The sequence below is a fragment of the Asticcacaulis sp. AND118 genome, from assembly GCF_020535245.1.
In the GTDB taxonomy this organism is placed as follows: Bacteria; Pseudomonadota; Alphaproteobacteria; order Caulobacterales; family Caulobacteraceae; genus Asticcacaulis.
In genome coordinates, this window is record NZ_CP084910.1 from 2,433,017 (window position 1) to 2,454,427 (window position 21,411).

The 21,411-nt window shown below is 62.5% G+C and carries 19 protein-coding genes; 8 read left to right on the forward strand and 11 right to left on the reverse strand.

What is annotated here, in order from left to right; genetic code table 11:
• Positions 1-2 precede the first annotated feature (2 nt).
• Both LH365_RS11740 and LH365_RS11745 read left to right on the forward strand, forming a co-directional pair.
• Positions 3-740, forward strand: coding sequence for an SDR family oxidoreductase (locus LH365_RS11740; protein ID WP_226743817.1), 738 nt, complete (start codon positions 3-5; stop codon positions 738-740).
• A gap of 140 nt (positions 741-880) precedes the next feature.
• Positions 881-1,306 carry a cupin domain-containing protein gene (locus tag LH365_RS11745; protein ID WP_226743818.1) on the forward strand — a complete coding sequence of 142 codons (426 nt, stop codon included), beginning with the start codon at positions 881-883 and terminating at the stop codon, positions 1,304-1,306.
• Position 1,307: 1 nt separating this feature from the next.
• On the opposite strand, the gene LH365_RS11750 is transcribed toward LH365_RS11745, so the two are convergent.
• From LH365_RS11750 to LH365_RS11780, 7 genes are all read right to left on the reverse strand, one after another.
• Positions 1,308-2,171, reverse strand: coding sequence for an aldose 1-epimerase (locus tag LH365_RS11750; protein ID WP_226743819.1), 864 nt, complete (start codon positions 2,169-2,171; stop codon positions 1,308-1,310).
• Between the two features lie 88 nt (positions 2,172-2,259).
• Positions 2,260-3,699 (reverse strand): sugar porter family MFS transporter, encoded by a 1,440-nt coding sequence (locus LH365_RS11755; protein ID WP_226743820.1) that lies wholly within the window; start codon positions 3,697-3,699, stop codon positions 2,260-2,262.
• A 489-nt stretch (positions 3,700-4,188) separates the two neighbouring features.
• A complete protein-coding gene (locus LH365_RS11760; protein WP_226745483.1) occupies positions 4,189-5,994 on the reverse strand; it encodes an IlvD/Edd family dehydratase in 1,806 nt (601 codons plus the stop codon).
• 52 nt (positions 5,995-6,046) lie between these two features.
• Entirely contained in the window at positions 6,047-6,946 is a 900-nt protein-coding gene (locus LH365_RS11765; protein ID WP_226743821.1) for an SMP-30/gluconolactonase/LRE family protein, read from the reverse strand.
• Positions 6,947-7,098: 152 nt separating this feature from the next.
• Complete coding sequence (locus tag LH365_RS11770; protein WP_226743822.1) at positions 7,099-7,848, reverse strand: SDR family NAD(P)-dependent oxidoreductase; 750 nt, start codon at positions 7,846-7,848, stop codon at positions 7,099-7,101.
• A 62-nt stretch (positions 7,849-7,910) separates the two neighbouring features.
• The gene (locus tag LH365_RS11775; RefSeq protein WP_226743823.1) at positions 7,911-9,086 is read right to left on the reverse strand and encodes a fumarylacetoacetate hydrolase family protein; all 1,176 of its coding nucleotides are present in this window, start codon (positions 9,084-9,086) and stop codon (positions 7,911-7,913) included.
• Positions 9,087-9,322: 236 nt separating this feature from the next.
• A complete protein-coding gene (locus LH365_RS11780; protein WP_226743824.1) occupies positions 9,323-10,384 on the reverse strand; it encodes a LacI family DNA-binding transcriptional regulator in 1,062 nt (353 codons plus the stop codon).
• 286 nt (positions 10,385-10,670) lie between these two features.
• On the opposite strand from LH365_RS11780, the gene LH365_RS11785 reads away from it, so the two are divergent.
• Genes LH365_RS11785 through LH365_RS11800 form a run of 4 tightly spaced genes read left to right on the forward strand, consistent with a single transcriptional unit; the run spans position 10,671 to position 17,461 of the window.
• Positions 10,671-12,824 carry a xyloglucanase gene (locus LH365_RS11785; RefSeq protein ID WP_226743825.1) on the forward strand — a complete coding sequence of 718 codons (2,154 nt, stop codon included), beginning with the start codon at positions 10,671-10,673 and terminating at the stop codon, positions 12,822-12,824.
• Positions 12,821-14,752, forward strand: coding sequence for a sialate O-acetylesterase (locus tag LH365_RS11790; protein ID WP_226743826.1), 1,932 nt, complete (start codon positions 12,821-12,823; stop codon positions 14,750-14,752). Before LH365_RS11785 ends, LH365_RS11790 begins: the two co-directional genes overlap by 4 nt.
• Before the next feature lie 12 nt (positions 14,753-14,764).
• Positions 14,765-15,811, forward strand: coding sequence for a glycoside hydrolase family 43 protein (locus LH365_RS11795; protein WP_226743827.1), 1,047 nt, complete (start codon positions 14,765-14,767; stop codon positions 15,809-15,811).
• Between the two features lie 9 nt (positions 15,812-15,820).
• Complete coding sequence (locus LH365_RS11800; RefSeq protein ID WP_226743828.1) at positions 15,821-17,461, forward strand: alpha-L-fucosidase; 1,641 nt, start codon at positions 15,821-15,823, stop codon at positions 17,459-17,461.
• A 35-nt stretch (positions 17,462-17,496) separates the two neighbouring features.
• Here LH365_RS11800 and LH365_RS11805 read toward each other — a convergent pair whose 3' ends face one another.
• Together LH365_RS11805 and LH365_RS11810 are read right to left on the reverse strand one after the other, a co-directional pair.
• Positions 17,497-17,688: a hypothetical protein gene (locus LH365_RS11805; RefSeq protein WP_226743829.1), complete on the reverse strand. Its 192-nt coding sequence runs from the start codon at positions 17,686-17,688 to the stop codon at positions 17,497-17,499.
• Positions 17,689-17,803: 115 nt separating this feature from the next.
• Positions 17,804-18,013, reverse strand: coding sequence for a cold-shock protein (locus tag LH365_RS11810; protein ID WP_226743830.1), 210 nt, complete (start codon positions 18,011-18,013; stop codon positions 17,804-17,806).
• Positions 18,014-18,435: 422 nt separating this feature from the next.
• Between LH365_RS11810 and carA the strand changes: the two genes are divergently transcribed.
• Both carA and LH365_RS11820 read left to right on the forward strand, forming a co-directional pair.
• Positions 18,436-19,608, forward strand: coding sequence for a glutamine-hydrolyzing carbamoyl-phosphate synthase small subunit (carA, locus tag LH365_RS11815; protein ID WP_226743831.1), 1,173 nt, complete (start codon positions 18,436-18,438; stop codon positions 19,606-19,608).
• 4 nt (positions 19,609-19,612) lie between these two features.
• Complete coding sequence (locus tag LH365_RS11820; protein WP_226743832.1) at positions 19,613-19,918, forward strand: hypothetical protein; 306 nt, start codon at positions 19,613-19,615, stop codon at positions 19,916-19,918.
• Here the strand turns inward: LH365_RS11820 and LH365_RS11825 are convergent.
• Entirely contained in the window at positions 19,915-20,463 is a 549-nt protein-coding gene (locus tag LH365_RS11825; RefSeq protein ID WP_226743833.1) for a hypothetical protein, read from the reverse strand. The genes LH365_RS11820 and LH365_RS11825 overlap by 4 nt on opposite strands.
• Positions 20,460-21,269, reverse strand: coding sequence for a PASTA domain-containing protein (locus LH365_RS11830; RefSeq protein ID WP_226743834.1), 810 nt, complete (start codon positions 21,267-21,269; stop codon positions 20,460-20,462). The genes LH365_RS11825 and LH365_RS11830 overlap by 4 nt, the downstream gene beginning before the upstream one ends.
• Positions 21,270-21,411: the final 142 nt, after the last annotated feature.

The following is a 21,411-nucleotide window of genomic DNA, read 5'->3' on the forward strand; positions in this document are numbered from 1 at the left end:
CCATGTCACGACTTTCCGGTAAAACCGCCCTGATCACCGCCGCCGGCCAAGGCATCGGCCGCGCCACCGTCGAAGCTTATGTCCGCGAAGGCGCCACCGTTATCGCCGCCGACATCAATGACGCCAGTCTCGCCGAACTGAGCCGCCTCGATAACGTTATCCCGCGCAAGCTCGACGTCACTGAGCTTGAAGCCGTCAAGGCCATCGCCGCTGAATTCCCGCAGATTGATATTCTCTATAACTGCGCGGGCTTCGTCCACGCGGGGACCATCCTCGACTGCGACGAAAAGGACTGGGAATTTTCCAACGCGCTGAACGTCACGGCGCAGTACCGCCTGATCCGCGCCGTCCTGCCCAATATGATTGCGCGCGGCGGCGGCTCGATCATCAACATGTCGTCCATCGCTTCTTCGATCAAGGGCATTCCCAACCGCTTCGCCTACTGCGCCACCAAGGCCGCCGTCATCGGCCTGACCAAGGCCGTGGCCGCCGATTTCGTGGCTCAGGGCATCCGCTGCAACGCCATCTGCCCCGGTACGGTCGAGACGCCGTCGCTGCTTCAGCGGCTGCATGAGACGGGTGATTTCGAAAAGGCCTATGGCGACTTCACCGCGCGTCAGGCCATGGGCCGCTTCGGCAAGCCGGAAGAACTGGCGGCGCTGGCGGTCTATCTGGGGTCGGACGAGTCGAAGTTCACCACGGGTCACGCCCACGTCATCGACGGCGGCTGGGTCATGTAAGGGAGGAACCACGGAAACAACGTTCGGCGCAGCCAAAACACGGACATCCCAGACTATACGTGATCGCCCGCGCTCGTTGTTACTCTTGTCTGTCCGTGCTTTCCGTGTTTTCCGTGGTTAAATAAAACCGGAGGAAACCCATGCGCCTGATATTCGCCGTTGCGCTTATCGCCCTGCCCTCGCTTGCCCTCGGAGCCCCGCCCGTGAACCAGCCTATGGTAGTCATCGACGAAAAGGACACCATCGTCGAGCAGCCCACGCCGCACGGCAATATCGGCATGTCCACCGCCTATCGTATCAGCGACAAGGCCCCTCAGCGCGCCATGGAATTCCGCAAGCGCACCCTGCATATTGGCTCGGCCATCGGCATCCATCCCATCGACCACGACGAGGTCTATTACGTCGTTTCGGGTACGGGTCTTGTCGAATCCGACGGCGTGACACAAACGCTAACCACCGGCATGACCGCCTATCTGTACGAAGGCGCGCAGGTCGGTATCAAGCAGGTCGGCGACGAGCCCCTGACGATCATCGTTTCCTACCCGCTCAAGGCGAGAACGAAATAGATTAGCTGTGCAGGCTGATATCCATCCAGATCAGCGCCACATCACCGGGCTTCAGACAGCGCAGGCCCGAATTGGCATGGTTGAACGGGTCGGGCATATGATTGACCGGCTCGGCGCAGAAGAAGTCCTCGCCCGGCGGCACATAGATGTGCAGCCAGTGGCAGTCCGGTGAGGCGCGCAGGGTCAGCAGCGGCGTACCGTCCTCATAGACATCCGCCCGGCCCATAAACCCGCTGTGACAGTGGTCGATAAGCACGGAGTCGCTGACGAAATCGCCCAGCGGCCAGTCTTTGCGCCATAGGCCCGCCTGCCATTCGGTCGGCAGGCAGTCCTGATCCGCCATCCATACGCCGTCCACCTGGGCCTTGAGCCGCGTCTGCGGCGTGCGGTTGAAATAGGGATGAAAGCCCAGCCCCGCCGGCATGGCCGTGGCGCTGAGGTTCTTGACGCTCAGCCACACCCGCAGGCCTGCAGGCCGCAGTTCGAACACCTGACGCGCCTCGTATTCCCACGGCCATTCATCGGCCTTATGGCGGAAGGTCAGCACGGCGCGAGACGGCGACTGCTCGGCCACCTTCCAGCGCGCGCGCCAGCCCTGACCGTGCAGGGTATGCGGATGGTCGCCCAGATTGGGCTTCATCTTCACCTTCTGCGTCCCGACGGCGAACGTCCCGTCCTTTATGCGGTTGCAGAAGGGCACCAGCGGGAAGGAAGCGGTTTCCAACACGTCGCGCGGTTCGTCCGGCGTGCGGCGCATATAGTCGCGCCCCTTGTGCAGCAGACGGCCGATGGCCCCGCCCACGTCGGGGTGCAGCTCAAGCGCGGTATCGCGCGCCGTCAGGGTCAGCGTAGAGAGGTCGATCATGAGGCATTTCCACGTTTGTTATGATTACAGACGCAAACGGCGGAGCCTGATCGAAGCCCCGCCGCTATTTACGCTGATAAAGCCAAGCTTACGCCTTTTTCCACAGATGCTCAATGGCTTCGAGCGTCCGGCCCTTGGTTTCAGGAACGAACTTCCACACGAACAGCCCCGACAGGATCGAGCAGATGCCGTAGACGTAGAAGGAAAAGCCGTGGTTGAACATCGCGATCAGTTGCGGATTGCCGTCCATCATCGGGAAGGTTTGCGACACGATGAAGTTGGCGATCCATTGGGCGGCGACGGCCACCGACATGGCCTTGCCCTTGATCGAGTTGGGGAACATTTCCGCCAGCATGACCCACACGATCGGACCCCACGACAGCGAGAAACCGGCGATATAGGTGATGGCGACGATCAGATAGATGATGCCCGGCTGCTCGGCCGGATTCTGCGTCTGGTACAACACACCGAGGAAGATCAGCGACGCCGCCATCACGACGGAACCGAGGATCAGCAGCGGCTTGCGCCCCCAATGGTCGACGGTGAACAGCGCAACCACGGTGAAGACCACCATGGCGATGCCCATGATCACCGTATTGAGCATAGCCGCATCCTTGCCCAGCCCCAGATTCTCGAACATGGTCGGCGCATAGTAGAGCACAGCGTTGATACCGACGACCTGCTGGAAAACCGACAGCAGAATGCCGACCGCCAGAACCCCGAAGCCGAACGACAGAAGCTTGCCCGAATGCTGCACCAGGCTGCCGCGGATTTCGCTGAGGGTCGTTTCGACCTCATCGGCGGGATTGGCCTTGGCCAGCACTTCGCGCGCCTTGTCTTCCTTGCCTTTCAGCATATACCAGCGCGGCGTGTCCGGCATGATCAGCGCAGCGACGAAGAAGATGGCGGCGGGGATAGCGCACGAGGCCAGCATGTAGCGCCAGCCGAGCGCGTGGAGCCATTCCGCGTCCCCCATGCGCGCGATCTGCATGTTGACGAAGTAGACCAGCGTGATGCCGACGACGATGGCGATCTGCTCCAGCGAGACGAACAGACCGCGCTGTTTGGCCGGGGCGATTTCCGAAATGTACATGGGCGAAATCAACGAGGCCATGCCGATGGCGATGCCGCCGAAGGTGCGATAGATCAGAAACGGCCAGATGGCCTCCGTTCCCATCTGCCCGACCGGCGCCAGAAAGGTTTCCGGAAACGCCGACAGCAGGGACGACACGAAGAACAGCGACGCGGCGATCAGCATACCGGCACGGCGGCCGAGCGCGGTCGCCAGCGGGCCCGCAATGGCCGAACCGATAACGCAGCCCAGCAGCGCGATCCCCACGGCAAACCCGTGCACCGTGTTCTTGAAATCGATCGACCATTCGGTATGCGGCACGACGAAGTTGAACTTGATCGACTGTTCCGCGCCGGAAATCACGGCGGTATCGTAGCCGAACAGAAGCCCGCCCAGCGACGCGCCGACGGCAAGCCCTAGGATCAGGCCGGTATTGACCTTTGTTGGAGAACTCATGATGTCCCTTCCCTGAGTAGAAGACGGTATGACAGGCTTGCGGCCTGCCGGAGCGCCTTCCTCTCTTTTGATCCTGTGATCGTTGGTGGGCGGATCTGGCGGATAGGCGCGATGAAACTGGACCGCGCGCAGCGAGTCGTAAAGAGGCCTCTCTCAATAAGTGAGACAAGGTTTTACGACACCCCGCACCGGGCGCGGTTAATGTGCCCTAAATTTTCGGTGTGGCAAGTGAAAAACTGATAGCGCTACCATTGCTGCACCGCAACGATTGCTGCGCAGCATAAAACTGAAATCTCCTCCCTGTGCCGGAGGCATGGGACCGGGCCGCCGGTGCGGGTGGATCGGAGTGAAACGACGAGACGGAGGGGGATAATGCAGCCGCCAACCAAGGCCGCGGCCTTTGAAATTTTGGGGTCACCCCCCTCCGTCTTTTTGCCTACGGCAAAAATCCACCTCCCCATTGCTGCGCAACAGGGAGGAGATTTTTTCCTAGTGATTATGCCGCGGCATCTTGTCGGCAATCTTTGTGTACTTCAGCGCCGGTTCCATCACCGCGCCGGTGTGCAATTGCCCCACGGTCTGACGGTAGATTTCCTGCCACATGGTCATCGATTCCGTATAGGGCGGGATGCCATCGGCCTTGCGCTTCTCGATCTCCTCGTCGGAGACCAGCACATTGCAGGCGCCCGTATTGATGTCGATGCGGATCATGTCGCCGGTGCGCAGCCAGGCCAGCCCGCCGCCCACCGCACTTTCGGGGGAGGCGTTGAGGATGGAGGGCGAATCCGCCGTCCCCGACTGACGTCCATCGCCGATAGTCGGCAGGGAGGTAATGCCCTTTTTCAGCAGGGCGTCGGGCGGCTGCATGTTGACGACCTCGGCCGAACCGGGCCAGCCCACCGGACCGGAGCCGCGAATGACCAGAATGCAGTGCTCATCTATATTCAGCGCGGGATCGTTGATGCGCTCGTGATAGTCGGTCGAACCGTCGAAGACCACGGCGCGGCCTTCAAAGACCCCTTCTTGCCCCGGTTCGGACAGGTAGCGCTTACGGAACTCGTCCGAAATCACGCTCGTCTTCATGATGGCGAAGTCGAACAAATTGCCCTTCAAAACGAGGAAACCCGCGCGCTCCATCAGCGGCTCGGCCACGGTGCGGATCATCTCGCGGTCCTTGCTTTCGCGGCCTTCGACGTTTTCGGCGAGGCTGCGCCCGGTGATGGTTGCCGCCGTACCGTCCAGCAGCCCCGCCTTCAGCAACTCGACATGGATGGCCGGGACGCCGCCCGCGCGATGGAAGCGCTCGCCCAGATACTTGCCCGCCGGCTGCATGTTGAGGATCAGCGGGATGTCGTAAGCGGCCATCCAGTCGTCCGGCGTCAGTTCGACCCCGGCGTGGCGGGCCATGGCCACGATGTGCGGCTGGGCATTGGTCGAACCGCCCAGCGCCGCCACCGCCGCAATGGCATTGAGGAAGGAGGCCTTGGTCAGAATCTTCGACGGCTTGAGGTCTTCATAGGCCATTTCCACGATGCGGCGACCGGTCTCATAGGCCATCTGTCCGCGCTCGCGATAGGGCGCAGGAATGGCCGAACAGCCGGGCAGCGACAGGCCCATGGTCTCGGCCACGGCATTCATGGTCGAGGCCGTACCCATGGTGTTGCAGTGGCCTGCCGACGGGGCCGAGGCGCAGGCGGCTTCGAGGAATTCGTCTTCGGTGATTTCGCCCGCCGCCAGCTTGCGGCGCGAACGCCAGATGACCGTGCCGGAGCCGACCAGATCGCCGTCGTGCCAGCCGTCGAGCATCGGCCCGCCCGACAGCACAATGGCCGGAATATCGACGGCGGTGGCGGCCATAATGCCCGCCGGGGTCGTCTTGTCGCAGCCGGTGGTCAGCACCACGGCGTCCAGCGGGTAGCCGTGCAGAATCTCCACTAGCGTCATGAAGCTGAGATTGCGGTCCACCGCCGCGGTCGGACGGCGGCAGTTTTCGAAGATGGGGTGGCAGGGAAATTCCATGCAGATGCCGCCCGCGTCGCGGATGCCTTCGCGCACGCGCTGCGCCAGATCGAGATGAATGCGGTTGCACGGGCTGAGGTCCGAGCCCGACTGGGCGATGCCGATGATGGGACGCCCCGATCGCAGTTCCTGCGGCGTGATGCCGTAGTTCATGAAGCGCTCAAGATAAAGCGCGGCCATGTCGATATGGCCGGGGGCCTCGAACCATTCCTGCGAGCGGAAACGGCCATTGGGCGTCGCCGGACGGCGCTGGGCGGTTTCGGGCTTGCCCGACATGTTGGGGCCGGTAGCGTCGGCCTTGGTGGGATCGATGGCCATAGGCGTATCCTCAGAGGAAGGTGATTTCGTTTTGGGGTTGGCCGGCGACGTCGCTGCGGAAGCTGAACAGACCGCCGGCCAGCGGTTGTTGCTTCAAATCGTCGGCGCTCAGGCCCTTGGCGGCGGTGGTGGCGTAGACCGTTTTGAGGTCGCGACCGCCGAAGGCGATCTTGGTGACGTTCGATACCGGCAGGTCGACCTTGCGGATCAGCGTGCCGTCCGGCGCGTAGACATTGACGCCCCAACCGAAGAACAGCCCCACCCAGACATGGCCTTCGCTGTCCACGACCGGGCCGTCCATATAACCTTCGCCGTGTTCGCCGGTTTTGCCGTCACGATCCAGTTGTGCGAACAGGCGCTTGTTGGCGATCTCGCCATGATCGTCGAGGTCGAAGGCGTAGATGTGTTTTTTCAGCGTGTCGTTGTGATAGAGGGTCCTGCCGTCTGGGCTGACCGCCGGACCATTGGTGATGACGTACTCATCGTCCATGATCTTCAGACCGCGCGCGTCGTAGCGGTACAGGCGACCGGTCGGACTGGCTTCGTCATCGTCCATCGAGCCGAACCACAGACGGCCTCTGGCATCGACAAACCCGTCATTGAGGCGGTTGGTCGGCAGGCCCGGCTCGACATGGCTCAGCAGGGTGAAGGCGCCCTTGATCGGATCGAAGTCGAACAGGCCGGTCTTGCAGCCGACGATGAAGCCGCCGCGCTGTTTCGGCGCGAGAAAGCCGGGTTCGGATGGCGCGTGAAAGGTCTGATGCGAGCCGATGTCCGGGTCGTAGCGATGGACGCGCTTCTGCTTGATATCGACGAACCACAGGGCATGGTCGCGCGCGGACCACACGGGCCCTTCGCCGAGGGTAGCCTTGAGGTCGAGAATGCAGGTTGGTTGGAAGAGTTGGGTCATGTCTGTCTCCCTCCTCCCCTGCAAGGCGGGGGAGGTGTCAGCGCGAAGTCGCTGACGGAGGGGGCCATCCAACCAAGGCCGCGCCCCCTCCGGCTCGCAGGCTCGCCGCCTCCCCCGCTTCGCCCAAGGGCTTGCAAGGGAGGAGAATTATCCTACCGCCAGCCGGCGTCGATCCAGTAGCCGTGGCCGGTGCACAGCGCCGCATCGTCCGACGCCAGGAACAAGGCCAGCGACGCCACGTGCCGCGGTTCGATACGGCCATCGAGGCACTGGGCCTCTACGATCTGACGCTCGCCTTCGGGCGTGTACCACTTCTCCTGACGCGGCGTCTTGACGTTGCCGGGGATGATGGTGGTGACGCGGATATTGTCGCGGCCCAGTTCACGGGCCAGCGCCCGGCTCATGCCTTCGATGCCCGCTTTGGCGGTCTCATAGAGGGTCAGGTCCGGCAAGCCGAGGTGCCATGAGATCGAGCCGAAATTGATGATGGCCCCGCCGCCGGCGGTCTTCATGCCCGGCGCAATGGCGCGGGTGACCATCAGCATGTGCTTGAGGTTCACGCCGATATTCTTGTCGAAGAATTCCGAGGTAATTTCCGACAGCGAATGACGATCGTCGCGCGCGGCATTGTTGAGCAGGATGGTCACCGGGCCGTCGGCCAGAATGGCAGCCAACACCTTTTCCAGCGCCGGGGTGTCGGTCAGGTCGCATTTATGGAAGACGGGTGCCGTGCCCAACACGCCGGTGTCGATGGTAGGGGAAACCTCATCGACCAGATCGATATAATGGACCCTGGCGCCCTGATTGACGAAGGCCTTGACCAGCCCTCCGCCGATACCCGACCCCCCGCCGGTGATAAGAACCTTACGCCCTTTCAGGCTCGGATAGATGGCAGACGACATGTCTTAAGACTTTCTACAACAAACACAAAGCGCATTTCCAAGACCGGATGCGCGTCTAAATTCTAGGCGGCATCGGCCTTGGCGGCTTCGGTCTTCAGGAGGCCCCGCGCAGCGAGGTTCTGCATCAGGGACACGATACCGAAGGTCCAGGCGCGGGCGTCCTTTGAGGTGGTGACGCGGTTTTCGAGCGTACCCAGCTTGGGCGTGGTGACGGTGACGACGTCACCGATCTTGTGCGTGAAACCGCGGCCCGGTGTGTCACGGTCCTGCGTGGGGGCGAACAGCGTGCCCAGCATCAGGACGAAGCCGTCGGGATAGTGGTGCTCGCTCAGCGCCTGACGGATCAGCTCCAGCGGATCGCGGCTGATCTGATCCATCGAGGAACGGCCCTCGAGCACATAGCCTTCCGGACCGTCGATGCGCAGATCGAGCACGGCCGAGCGCACGTCATCGAGCGTGAAATTGTCGTCGAACAGGCGGATGAACGGCCCCAGCGCGCAGGAGGCGTTATTGTCCTTGGCCTTGCCCAACAGCAGGGCCGAGCGGCCTTCGAAACAGCGCAGATTGACGTCGTTACCGAGCGTCGCACCGAGCGCACGGCCCTTGGGATCGACCACCATCACCACTTCGGGTTCCGGGTTGTTCCACGTCGAGTCCGAACGCACGCCAACCTCTTCGCCCCAGCCGACCGAGGACAGGACCGGCGACTTGGTGAAGATCTCGGCGTCCGGGCCAATGGCGACCTCCAGATATTGCGACCACAGGCCGTCGGCGATCAGGGCCTCTTTCAGCTTGGCGGCGGCTTCGGTGCCCGGCACGACCGAGCGGATGTCGCCGCCGACGCGGGCCGCCAGATCGTCGCGGATGGCCTGGGCCTGGTTGAAATCACCGCGCGCGCGTTCTTCGATGACGCGCTCGACCGCCGAGACCGCGAAAGTCACGCCCGCCGCCTTGACCACCTGAAGATCGATCGGCGACAGAAGGGTCGATTGGCCTTCCCAGGATTTCTTAAACGCAAAGTCTTCCAGCTTGCCGAGGCTCTTGCCGCCTGCCGGGCCCCCCTTTTCTGGCCATTGGGCGAGAAGCTGCGCCACGGTCGGGGCCACGGCGCTCATGTCGAAGACCTCGCCACCCCTGATCAGTACCGGCGTCGGTCCTTCGGGCAGAAGGATGCGCCCGACGAGGGTCGCGTCACGCCAGTCTTGCGGAAGCATGGCAGTCGGCAGGAAATCGGTCATGGTGACACACCTTTGCTTGTACGAATCGTCCGGACAGCCGGAGGAAATGAAATCCGCTCAACCTGTAACGTCCGGATTATAATTCGCGGACTTATCGCTTTTTTTTACGCACACGTCCAACCCACGACGTCCGCCGTGCCAAACTGCGCGATTGATAGCGCTACCATTTCCAGCAGTCAGGGCGGGTTGTCAAGAGCCCACACCCGGCAGGATGCATTTTACGTCCGCTCAGGTCCTCAGTCCGATGCTGCCTCGCCCGGCGCGGAAGACGACTGACGCTCGATGATGGCAAAGTCGCGGATTTCGTGAACCGGGGCGTAGGGCTGCCCCGAACGGCGGGTGCGGATCTGTTCCAGCAGCATCTTCAAACCCAGAGACGCCATGTCGGAAATCGGTTGACGCACAGTGGTCAGTTCCGGCCACACCGATGACGCCATCGACGTGTCGTCGAAACCGACAATGGTCACATCCTTCGGCACGTCGAGGCCCAGTCGATGCGCCGAGGCCACGGCGCCGGCGGCCATATCGTCGTTCGAGGCGAAGACGGCGGTGGGACGGTCGTCGCGCATCAGCAGACTTTCGGCGGCGTCAAAGCCCGAACGGTAGGTGAAATAGCCCTGCCCCACCAGCTTGTCTTCCGGCGCGATCCCGGCCTTGGTGAGGGCGGCGACATAGCCCTCATGGCGCAACTGGCTGTAATAGGAGTTGGGCTGGCCCTTGATGAAGCCGATGCGGCGGTGGCCGAGCGCGATCAGGCGCTGGGTCATGGCGAACGCCGCCTTGAAGTCATCGATCGAAACGCTGGCCGCATCCGGCGACGGGCGCGAGGTGGCCACACCGACGAAGGGCAGGTTCATCTCCTTCAACGCCTTGGCGACGCGCGATGAATCCGACAGGGGCGGCGGCAGGACCACACCGTCGACGCCCAGCGATTTCAGCTTGTCCAGCACGTCGGCTACACCTTCGGGCCCGTCGCAGCTTTCGATAATCAACTGGCAGCCGCTCTGCGAACTCTGTTGCAATATGCCGAGCAGCAGTTCCGACAGGAAGGACATGGACGGGTTGGAATAGATCAGGGCGATGCGCGAAGAATCCTGAGAGGCCAGCGACCGCGCCGCCATATTGGGCGAATAGTTCAGTTCCTCGATGGCTTCGGCCACCTTCTTGCGCGTTTCTTCACGGACGTTCTTTTCACCGTTGATGACGCGCGACACCGTCATGGGCGACACGCCGACATGCCGCGCCACGTCGTGGATGGTGACGATGTTACCGCCGCGACGGCTGACCTTGCGCGCCAATGATTTACCCCTGTGTGCCACGCCGGAAGACGCTGATATGGATGCGATTCTTCCATAGTCGCACGGCTTGACAGCAAAGGTAAAGAGCGCAAGGCGTTTGCTTTCATATGTGAAATTTATAGTCGCTTGCAAAAATGTTAGCGCTGTCATAAGCCTATACACGACCCTGCCAAACTCAACAGAAGCGGGGCAGCCAAATAAGAAACGTCAGGGAAGAAAACAAATGAAGACCTCATATCTCAGGGCTTGCAGCGGATTGACGCTCGCGCTGATTGCCGGAACGTGTATGGCTCAGACGCCATCGCCTGCACCGTCCCCCGCACCGAAGGCCGTCTATAGCTGGACCCATGTCGACATCCGCGGCGGCGGCTTCGTGCCCGGCGTGGTGTTCCATCCGACGCAGCCAGGCCTCCTCTACGCCCGCACCGACATCGGCGGGGCCTATCGCTATGACGGCGCGGCCGACCGCTGGGTGCCCCTGCTCGATTTTCTGGGGCACGACGACGCCATGCTCAACGGCGTGCTGTCGATCGGGCTCGATCCGCAAAACCCCGATCGGCTCTATCTGGCCTGCGGCGAATATACCGCCGACACCCCTTGGAATCGCAAGGCGGCGCTTCTGATCTCGAACGACCGCGGGCGCACTTTCGACAAGGTGGAACTGCCTTTCTATCTGGGCGGTAATGAGGATGGCCGTTCGACGGGCGAGCGTTTGCAGGTCGATCCCCACCTCGGTTCGACCCTGTTTCTCGGCACGTCGAAGACCGGGCTGTGGACCTCGGCCGATGCCGGTCGCAACTGGTCGAAGACCGCCCTGCCCGCCAGCCACATCCTGTTCGTCCTGTTCGCCCCCGGCGGTAAGGCAGGCAGCGCCACCTCAACCGTCTATGCCGGGGTCGAGGATCGCGACGGCAAGAGCCTCTACGTTTCCGAAGATGCGGGCAAGAGCTGGAGCCCGGTCAAGGGCGCACCAAGGGGCCTGATGCCGCATCACGGCGAATTCGGCGCGGACGGGCGGCTGTATCTGACCTTCGGCAATAATCTCGGCCCCAACGGCGTCACCGACGGCGCCGTCAAGACCTACGACCCGGCCAAAGGCGACTGGAGCGACATCACGCCGCTCAAACCCGGATCGGAAACCTTCGGCTATGCCGGCCTGTCGCTCGACCGCCGCACGCCCGGCGTTATGGTGGTGTCGACCCTGAACCGCTGGGGATCGGGCGACGAGATTTTCCGCTCGGCCGACTATGGGAAGTCGTGGTCTCCCGTCAGCAAGCGCTCGCACTTCCATACCGAAGACGCGCCGTGGCTGCTGCCTTTCGCGGGTGGCGCGCACGACCGCATCGGCCACTGGATCGGCGATATCGATATCGACCCGTTCGACTCCGACCGCGTCTTCTACGTCACGGGTTATGGACTGTGGGAGAACCGCACCTTCGGCGATAGCAAGGCCCCGCTGCACTGGCTATTCACCAATGCGGGCCTTGAGGAAACCGCGACGCTCGAACTGATCTCGCCGCCGCAGGGTGCACCGCTTATCAGCGCGCTGGGCGATATTGGCGGCCTCCGCCACGACGACCTGTTCTCGGTGAAGAACTCGACCTATTTCGTACCCAACGGCACGACCACGCGCGGGCTCGACTTTGCCGAACTGAAGCCCGACATTGTGGTGCGCACCTCGGACAAGCACCCCTACGGCTACTATTCGCTGGACGGCGGCAAAAGCTGGGCGGGCTTTGCCTCGGCCCCGCCGACCATCGTCGATCCGCAGGGCCACGGCGTCATGACCATGGGCATCGCCATCAATGCCGACGGCACGCGCCTGATGTGGATTCCGGCGAAGTCCGAGCCCTACGTCTCCAGTGACATGGGCCGGACCTGGGTCAAATCGCAGGGTGCGCCGGTCAATACCGACAACCACCTCTATCCGGTATCGGACCGCGTCAATCCCAACCGCTTCTACCTCTACGACAACCGCAAAAAGACCGTCCACTATTCCGAGGACGGCGGGGCGACCTTCCGCACCGGGTCGACCAGCGTGCCCGACTGGGGCAGCCGGATGCGCGCCACGCCGGGTCAGGAAGGCCATCTGTGGCTGGGCGGCTGGAACGGGCTGAACGTCTCCGATGACGGCGGCAGGACCTTTTCCAGCGTGCCGGGCTTTCAGCAGGTGTGGGGCGTCACCTTCGGCAAGCCTGCCCCGAACGAGACCTATCCGACGATCTTCGTCTGGGGCAAGAGCGGCGACAAGGAAGGCGTCTACATGTCGCCCGACCTCGGCTCACGCTGGATCAAACTGACCACCCATGCCCAGACCTTCGGTAATATCAGCGTCATGACCGGCGATCCGCGCGTCTTCGGTCGGGTCTATCTGGGGATGGGCGGTCGTGGCATCATGGTCGGCGAGTTCAAACTGAAAAACACGGAGGCCGCGCAATGAGACTGGCATCACTTCTTCTGACGACCGGCCTGCTGGCCCTGCCGCTGACCGCCGAAGCCGCGCCGCGTTTCGCGGCCATCTTCGGCGACCATGCCGTGCTGCAACGCGATGCGCCGGTGCGCGTTTGGGGTTGGGCGGAAAACGGGGAAGCGGTCACGGTGAGCCTCGCCGGCCAGAGCGTGACCGCCACCGCCGATGCTTCCGGTCGCTGGGAAGCCACCCTCCCCGCTGTGCCCGCCGGCGGACCTTACGACCTGAGCCTGTCGGGTGGCGCGACTCTCAAGGACATTCTGGTCGGCGACGTCTTCCTCTGTTCGGGGCAATCGAACATGGAGTTCCCGACGAAATACGCCAACAACGCCTATAACGAGATCCTCAACTCGGCCAATGACCGTCTGCGTTTCGTCACCATCGAAAGGGACGCACAACCGGGCGGAGCCCTGCGCGACCTGCCCAAGGCCCTGGCCTGGCGTGCGGTGGGACCGGAGACCACCGGCGACACCTCGGCGGTCTGTTACTACATGGCCAAGGCGCTGCAGAAACAGACCGGCGCGCCCGTGGGTATGATCAACTCCTCCTGGGGCGGAACCATGATCCAGTCGTGGCTCAGCCAGCTGACCCTACGCGGTCTGAAGACCTACGGTCCTGGCCTCGCCACGCTGAAAACCTACGCCAACGATCCCGCAGCCGCGCGTAAAGTCTGGCAAAAGGTCACGCAGGACTGGTGGGACGCGCACGAACCGCAAGCGGGGGAAAAGCGTCAGTGGGCGGGCCTCGCCTACGACGACCGCGACTGGAAGACCATCGACACAACGACGTTCTGGGAAGAGGCCGACGATGCGGCTTTGAAAGGCTTCGACGGCGTGGTGTGGTATCGCACCGAAATCACCCTGACCGCTGCTCAGGCCAAGGCTGCCAATGCCATTACCCTGGGAGCCATCGACGACGCCGACACCACCTTCATCAATGGCAAGGCCATCGGCTCCGACGAAGGGTGGAATACGCCACGTCACTATGAGATTCCCAAGGGCCTGCTCAAGGCCGGGCGCAATATCATCGCCATTCGCGCCGTCGATACGGGCGGCGGTGGCGGCATGTGGGGTGACCCCAAGCCCCGTGGGATCCACCTCAGCGACGGCAAAATTATTCAAATTCCGGAAAAATGGAAATATAAGATTTCCACGTCCATTTCCGGCTTGACCGACATACCCTCGACGCCGTGGCTGCCGACCTCCGGACTGGCGACACTTTATAATGGCATGATCGCGCCTATCGCTCCCTATACGCTGAAAGGCGTCGCCTGGTATCAGGGGGAGGCCAATGTCGCCAATGCCACCGAATACAGCCGCCTGCTGCCCGCCCTGTTCGCCGACTGGCGACAAAGCTTCAAACTGCCGGACCTGCCGGTCGTCGTGGTGCAACTGGCCAATTTCGGCCCGGTGGGCATGCAACCGACGGACTCGTCGTGGGCAGCTTTGCGCGAATCCCAGCGCCTCAGCGTCAATGCCGACGCGAAGACCGCGCTGGCCGTCAGCATCGACTTCGGCGACCGCTCCGACATCCACCCGACGCAGAAAAAAGTCGTCGGTGAGCGTGTGGCGCTGGGGATGCGCAAGGCGGCCTATGGTGAGGCCGTCGCCCTGTCGCCGGAGCCGGTTTCGGCCACGCACCGGGGTGAGGACGTGGTGATTCGTTTCCGCGATACGGGCGGCAAGCTCCTGACCTATTCGTCGGCACAGGCCATCGGATTCGAGGTCTGCGACGCGACCTGCCGCTACGCTGTGGCCACGGTCGAAGGCGATACGGTCGTGATCAAGGGCGCAACAACAGCCACCCGGATTCGCTACGCCTGGGCGGATTCGCCCTACGTCAATCTTTACAGCGCCGGAGACCTGCCGGTTGCGCCGTTCCAGTTGGAGGTGAAATAGAAGGAACCTCCCATGACCACGCGCCGCACCCTGCTCAACATGACTGCCGCCCTTGCCGTTTCGGGGGTATCCCTGAGCGCGGGCGATTCGGCGCGCGCCGATGATCAGGCTACCCTCACCCTGCCGAATATGCCCCTGCACGATCCCTGGATCGTCGCGGACAAGGCAACCCGGACCTATCATCTCTTCACCTCGAACCGCGAGCGCCTGAGCGGTCAGCCGGGCATCGGCGTCATGGCCTATCGCAGCCGCGACCTGAAACACTGGACCAAGCCGCATCGCGTCTTTGCCCTGCCCCAAGGTGTGTGGGCCGATGGCGGCGGCTGGGCCCCGGAGGTCCATCAATGGCAGGGCCGCTGGTATCTGTTCGTCACCGTCCACAACGAAAAGATGCCCCTGCCGGTCGGTGCTTCGGGGCAAGCCAACTATCGGCGGGCCACGGTTCTGGCCGTCGCCGACACGCCGGAAGGGCCGTTCACCCTGGTGCGCAATGGTGAACCCGTCGCCCCGAAGGCACTGATGACGCTCGACGGCACGCTCTATGCCGATCCCGCCGGTCAGCCATGGATGGTCTATGCCCACGAATGGATCCAGACCGGCGTCGGCACCATGGAGGCCCTGCCGCTCAATCCCGACCTGTCGGCCAAGGGCCCGCCGCGTCTGCTCTTCAAAGGTTCGGACTCGCCATGGGCTGTGCCGCAGCAGGGTCAGAATATCGTCACCGACGGTCCTCAGCTTTACCGCACCTCCGGCGGCGCGTTGATGATGCTGTGGTCGAGCTGGGGCGCCGACGGCTACATCCAGACCCTCGCCCGTTCGGCGTCCGGCGACCTGTTCGGCCCGTGGGAGCAATTGCCCATGTGGCTCGGCAAGGGTTCCGGCCACGGCATGCTGTTTCACACCTTCGATGGTCAGCTCATGCTGATCGTCCATCGCCCGTTCAAGAATGCGCGCGGCTACCTCTACGAGGTCCGCGACACCGGCCCCTCGCTGGAACTGGTGCGTCAGCGCACCGACCTCGATTTCGACGCCACCCCCCTTCCGCCATTTAAGCCCTAAAGGATTCTCATGCGTCCCACCCGACGTCAGATACTCGGTTCCGCCGCCGTGATCGGAAGCTCAGCTTTTGGGGGCGGCGCTCCTGCCGCTTCCGCCGCACCCGCCCCGTTCAAAGCGAGCTGGGAGTCGCTGGGCGAGACCTATCAGACGCCGGACTGGTTCAAGGACGCCAAATTAGGACTATGGTCGCATTGGGGGCCCCAATGCGTGCCGGAGGCCGGCGACTGGTACGGTCGCCAGATGTATATTCAGGGCAATCCCTACTACGACATCCACGTCGAAAAGTACGGCCACCCGGCGCATCACGGCTTCATGGAGATCATCGGCAACTGGAAGGTGACCGAGTGGGACGCCGAGGGCCAGATGGCCCTCTATAAGGCCGCCGGGGCCAAATACTTCGTGTCGATGGCCAACCACCACGACAATCTCGACATGTACGATTCGAAGTTCCACAAGTGGAACACGCTAAACGTCGGGCCGAAGATGGATATTGTCGGGCGCTGGGCCAAGCTGGCGCGCGAGGCCGGGATGCGCTTCGGCGTGTCGAACCATGCCGCCCACGCCTGGCACTGGTGGCAGACCGCCTATGGCTACGACGCCGAAGGGCCGATGCGCGGCGTTCGTTACGATGCGGCGCGCCTGAAAAAGGCAGACGGCAAGGGTCTGTGGTGGGAGGGTCTCGACCCGCAGGAACTGTACACCGGCCCGGCCGGCGACATGGTGCCACCTGACGGCCTGAGCACGATCAAGGCGATGCAGGCCTATCACGACCAGCATTCCGGTCAGTGGCTCGAAACCTCGCCCAACGCCTGGTATGCGAAACAGTGGCTACTGCGTCAGAACGACCTGATCGACAAGTACAAGCCTGACTTCGTCTATTTCGACAATTACGGCCTGCCGCTGGAACAGGCGGGGCTGGACGCCACGGCCTATTTCTACAACCAGAACCGCAAATGGCATGGCGGCAAGCTGGAGGCCGTCGTCACCGGCAAGAAGCTCGACGCCAAGCAGAAGCGCGCCATTGTCGACGATGTCGAGCGCGGCTTCTCGGATTCCTTGCGCGCCGAATACTGGCAGACCTGCACCTGCATCGGCAACTGGCACTACGACCGTGGGCTTTACGACCGCAATGGCTACAAGACGGCCAAGGACGTCATCCAGCGCCTGGCCGACGTGGTGTCGAAGAACGGCAACATGCTGCTGTCCATCCCTCAGCGCGGCAATGGCGCGATCGATGAGAAGGAAGTGAAAATCCTGCAGGACATGGGGGCGTGGATGGCCGTCAATGGCGAAGCCATCTTCGGCACCCGCGTCTGGTCGATCTATGGCGAAGGCCCGGCGCGCTTCACCGAAGGCATGCAGAATGAGCAGGCGCAGAAGGGCTTCACCCACGAAGACATCCGCTACACCACCAAAGGCGATGTCCTCTATGCCTTGGGTCAGGACTGGCCCAACAGCGGTTATATAAGCCTGACCGCGCTGGCCGCAGGTTCGCCGCAGCGCAAGGGCACGATCGAACGCGTCGAGCTTCTGGGGCATGGCCAACCGCTCAGTTTCGGGCTGTCGGTCAACGGGCTGAATGTGAAGCTGCCCGATACGCGCCCGGCCTTCACGCCGGTACTGAAAATCATGGGGTCGGGGATAATATAAATCCCCTCTCCCGTTTGCGGGAGAAGGGTATTTCATTAAAAATTCGGATACTGGAACACCAACTGATTCGTCTTCACGTCATAGATGCGCGTTTGGGTCGCGCCATGCCAGCGGCCATGCGCGGGCAGATGAGTCTTGGCGTGATCGATCGCCAGCGCCAGATCGGAGCCCCACGGCACCGAGGTCACCTCGGCCTCTTCGGCGTTCAGAAAGAAAATTCGATACATAGGCTCTCCCTAACGCGACCCTTGCGAGTCTTCTGAGCCCCCCGATATGCGTAATAAAAAAGGCCGGCCCGTTGAGGCCGACCTTTTCGCTTAAAAGGCGCAAATGCGCCAATTATTAGGCGTTTTCAAGCTTTTCAGCCGACATCTTGCCCGAGCGGTTGTCGCGAGCCAGTTCGTACGAAACCTTCTGACCTTCGTTCAGACCACGCATACCGGCACGTTCGACGGCCGAGATGTGAACGAAAACGTCGGCGCCGCCGTCATCCGGAGCAATAAAACCGAAACCCTTGGTGGAATTGAACCACTTAACCGTACCTGCGCTCATGATGAACCCTTTCAAAGTAGGTGTTTATACGCACACGAACACAATATCCGTGTACCTCGCTTAAAATTTGAATGGAAGGTTCGCCCGGCGCATCGCTGTGGATGCAAAACAAATCCGCCGAAATTATAAATCGATGCGCACCCTATACATGCAGGGCGCCTTTATTGTCAAATTAAAGCGCTATAAAATTTCTGTTATTGAAAGAATTATACATGGCGCGCCCGCCGGAGCAGGCATCAACGCGTCTTACAAACCGAGGGAAATCGTGAAAGGAATCTTTACGATTCTTCATTGACCCGGAAGAGGCAAATCCCTATGTGTCCAGCCGTTTATCCGCAGCCCTGCGATCTTATCTTTGCCGCGCATCCACACCCGAAAACCGCTGCACATTTTTCGGGATGCGCTCTGAACAGGAGTTTTCCATGACTGATCTTCTTCCCGGCGTTACGGGGGTTCTGGTTCTGGCCGACGGCACCGTGTTTCAGGGCATAGGCTGCGGCGCGACCGGCGATGTGCTGGGCGAGGTCTGCTTCAACACGGCCATGACCGGCTATCAGGAAATCCTCACCGATCCGTCCTACATGGATCAGATCGTCGCCTTCACCTTCCCGCACGTCGGCAATGTCGGCGTCAATCCGGAAGATGTCGAGCAACTGGGTGACGATCCGAAACGTGCGGCCAGGGGCGCGATCTTCCGCGACCTGCCGACCCCGCCGGCCAACTGGCGCTCGGCCATGAGCTTCGACGACTGGATGAAGTCGCGCGGCGTGGTGGGCCTCGCCGGCATCGACACCCGCGCCCTGACCAAGCGCATCCGCGAAAAGGGCATGCCGCACGGCGTTATCGCCCACAGCCCGGAAGGCAGGTTCGACATCGCCGCCCTGACGCAGAAGGCTGCCGAATGGAAGGGCCTCGTCGGGCTCGACCTTGCCGTCGACGCCACCTCGGCGCAGTCGGGCACCTGGACGTCGGACCTGTGGAAGTGGGCCGAAGGTCACAAGGACGGGCAAAAGACGGACTTCAACGTCGTCGTCATCGACTACGGCGTGAAGCAGAACATCCTGCGCGCCCTGATCAGCGTCGGCGCGACGGTGAAGATCGTTCCGGCCCAGACTTCGGCGGAAGAGATTCTCGCGCTTAAGCCCGATGGCGTGCTGCTGTCGAACGGTCCGGGCGACCCCGCCGCCACCGGTGCATACGCCGTGCCCGAAATCCGCAAACTGGTCGATGCCGGCCTGCCGGTGTTCGGCATCTGCCTCGGCCACCAGATGCTGGCCCTCGCTCTGGGCGCGAAGACCGTCAAGATGGAACAGGGCCACCACGGCGCCAACCACCCGGTCAAGGACGTCACGACGAACAAGGTCGAGATCGTGTCGATGAACCACGGCTTTGCGGTCGATCGCGCCTCGCTGCCCGCAGGTGTAGTCGAAACCCATGTCTCGCTGTTTGACGGCACCAACTGCGGCATCGCCCTGGCCAACAAGCCGGTCTTCTCGGTGCAGCACCACCCCGAAGCCTCGCCCGGTCCGGTCGATTCGCTCTACCTGTTCGAGCGCTTCGCCCAGTATATGCGCGACGCCAAGGTCGCGGCCTGATCATTTGGACGCCTTTGAGCTAAAATTATGCAGGTTGTGCATTTCAGAAGATCATCAGGAGCGAAATACTCTCGCCATTGATCTTCTGGATGCCGCCTTGACAGCTCCCGAAAAGTCAACGGTGCTGCTGCCTGCTCTCTTTAAAGCGATAACAGTTCACGACTTTCAACAAATCGGCACCTTGGTTTGGTGTGCAGGCCATTTTGATTGTTCTGCCTATCTAGCTGAACTCCATGAAATCGTACTGCGCGGAAGTTTTGAAGCGTCGGAGACCGCGAAGCAAATACTCGCAGACCTATCCATTTCCTAACTATATAATGGCAGGGCGGGCGTCAGACGATGCTCGCCCGGCAGGTTCAGCTTGCCCAGGGTCAGGCTTTCGACCGTGCGGCCTACGACGCAGACCTTCAACAACAGGCGGCACTGACCCGAACCGACAGCGATCAGGTCGCCATCGAGGATCGACAGCTCGACGCCGTCGAATGCCCCGCACAGGGTCAGGGCCAGCTTGAGCGGAAAACGCCGCTCGGCCCCTACATCGATCACTACTTCCGGCATCAGGTCGCGCTCGATATCGTGCGCCGCCAGCTTCAGCACGACCGGCTCACCCAGTTGCGCGCGCTCGCCTTCGTGAAACTTGCGGATGTCCTTGGCGGTGCGCCAGCCCTCGGCCAGCAGGGCAAACGGATCGGTGCGCAAGGCAGAATCCAGCGCCGCGCCGATGACGCCACTGGCCAGCGGCACGCCGTTGAGAAACCGCCGCAGGACGCGGTCCTTGTCCGCCGCCCTGGTGACCTGCGCCTCCAGACGTTTTTGCGCTTCGGGGGTCAGAAGATCGTGGATCGTCCCGCTCATGACCGCCCCTTTCGCCCGCTGACCAGCGCACTCCGCGTCTTCAACCGTGCCTCCCCGGGTACAAGCCGCAGAGACACGGCGGGTGCGATCAGTCCGCCGCCGCGCGATCCACCGCGCTTGAACAACGCGCCGACCGCCGCTGCGAGCAGCACGATCAGGGCGACAGCCCCCGCGATCCACAGCCAAGGCACTTCGGGGGCTTCGGCGGGGATGGGCGGTAACGACGGCTCAGGTGTGATCGAAGGAACCCCAGTCGATGGCGTTTCACTGGACTCAGAAGCCACCGGCATTTCCGGCTGAGGCGCAGGTTCCGCGGTGGGGACGGTCGGACGGCCCGGAACCGGCTCGGCCGATGACGAACTGACAGGCGACCCGCTTTCCGACAATGATGACGCCGGTTCCGACGCCGGATTGGCCGGCGTCTCTTCCCCGGCCTTGGGCGGGCGGCCCGTCGAAACGTTCAGTACCAGACGCCCGCCCGGCTTGAGCGGCTGTCCCGCCTCCGGGTTCTGGGCGACGATCGTACCCGGCGACGCCTGATCGTCGGTCTTGCGCGCGACGGGCAAGGTGAGGAAAAACTGCGCCACGGGCCCCGCTACAGCCTCATAGCGGCAACCGGTCAGGGCGGGCGCGCTCTGTTTCGCCGCCGCCAGCCGGATCGCTCCGGCGCTGCACGGCCCCGGCGACTCATTGGGAGTCCGCGACGGCGTCTGCGCCACCGCAGCGGCTTTGGGACTGGCCAGAACCATAACCGGCGCGAACACACCCAGCCCCACGATCAACGCCGCTGCCCCTCGCAACCCCACCTGCATCTCCCCTGTTACCGGCCAAGACCGGCTTAACCATATCACCGTTCTTCCGGCCCAGCCATAGCGCGAAAGCCTCACAGCGGCCTTCATGAGAAAAGGGGTTGCATCCCCCCCCTTAAGGCACTAAAGCACCCGCTTA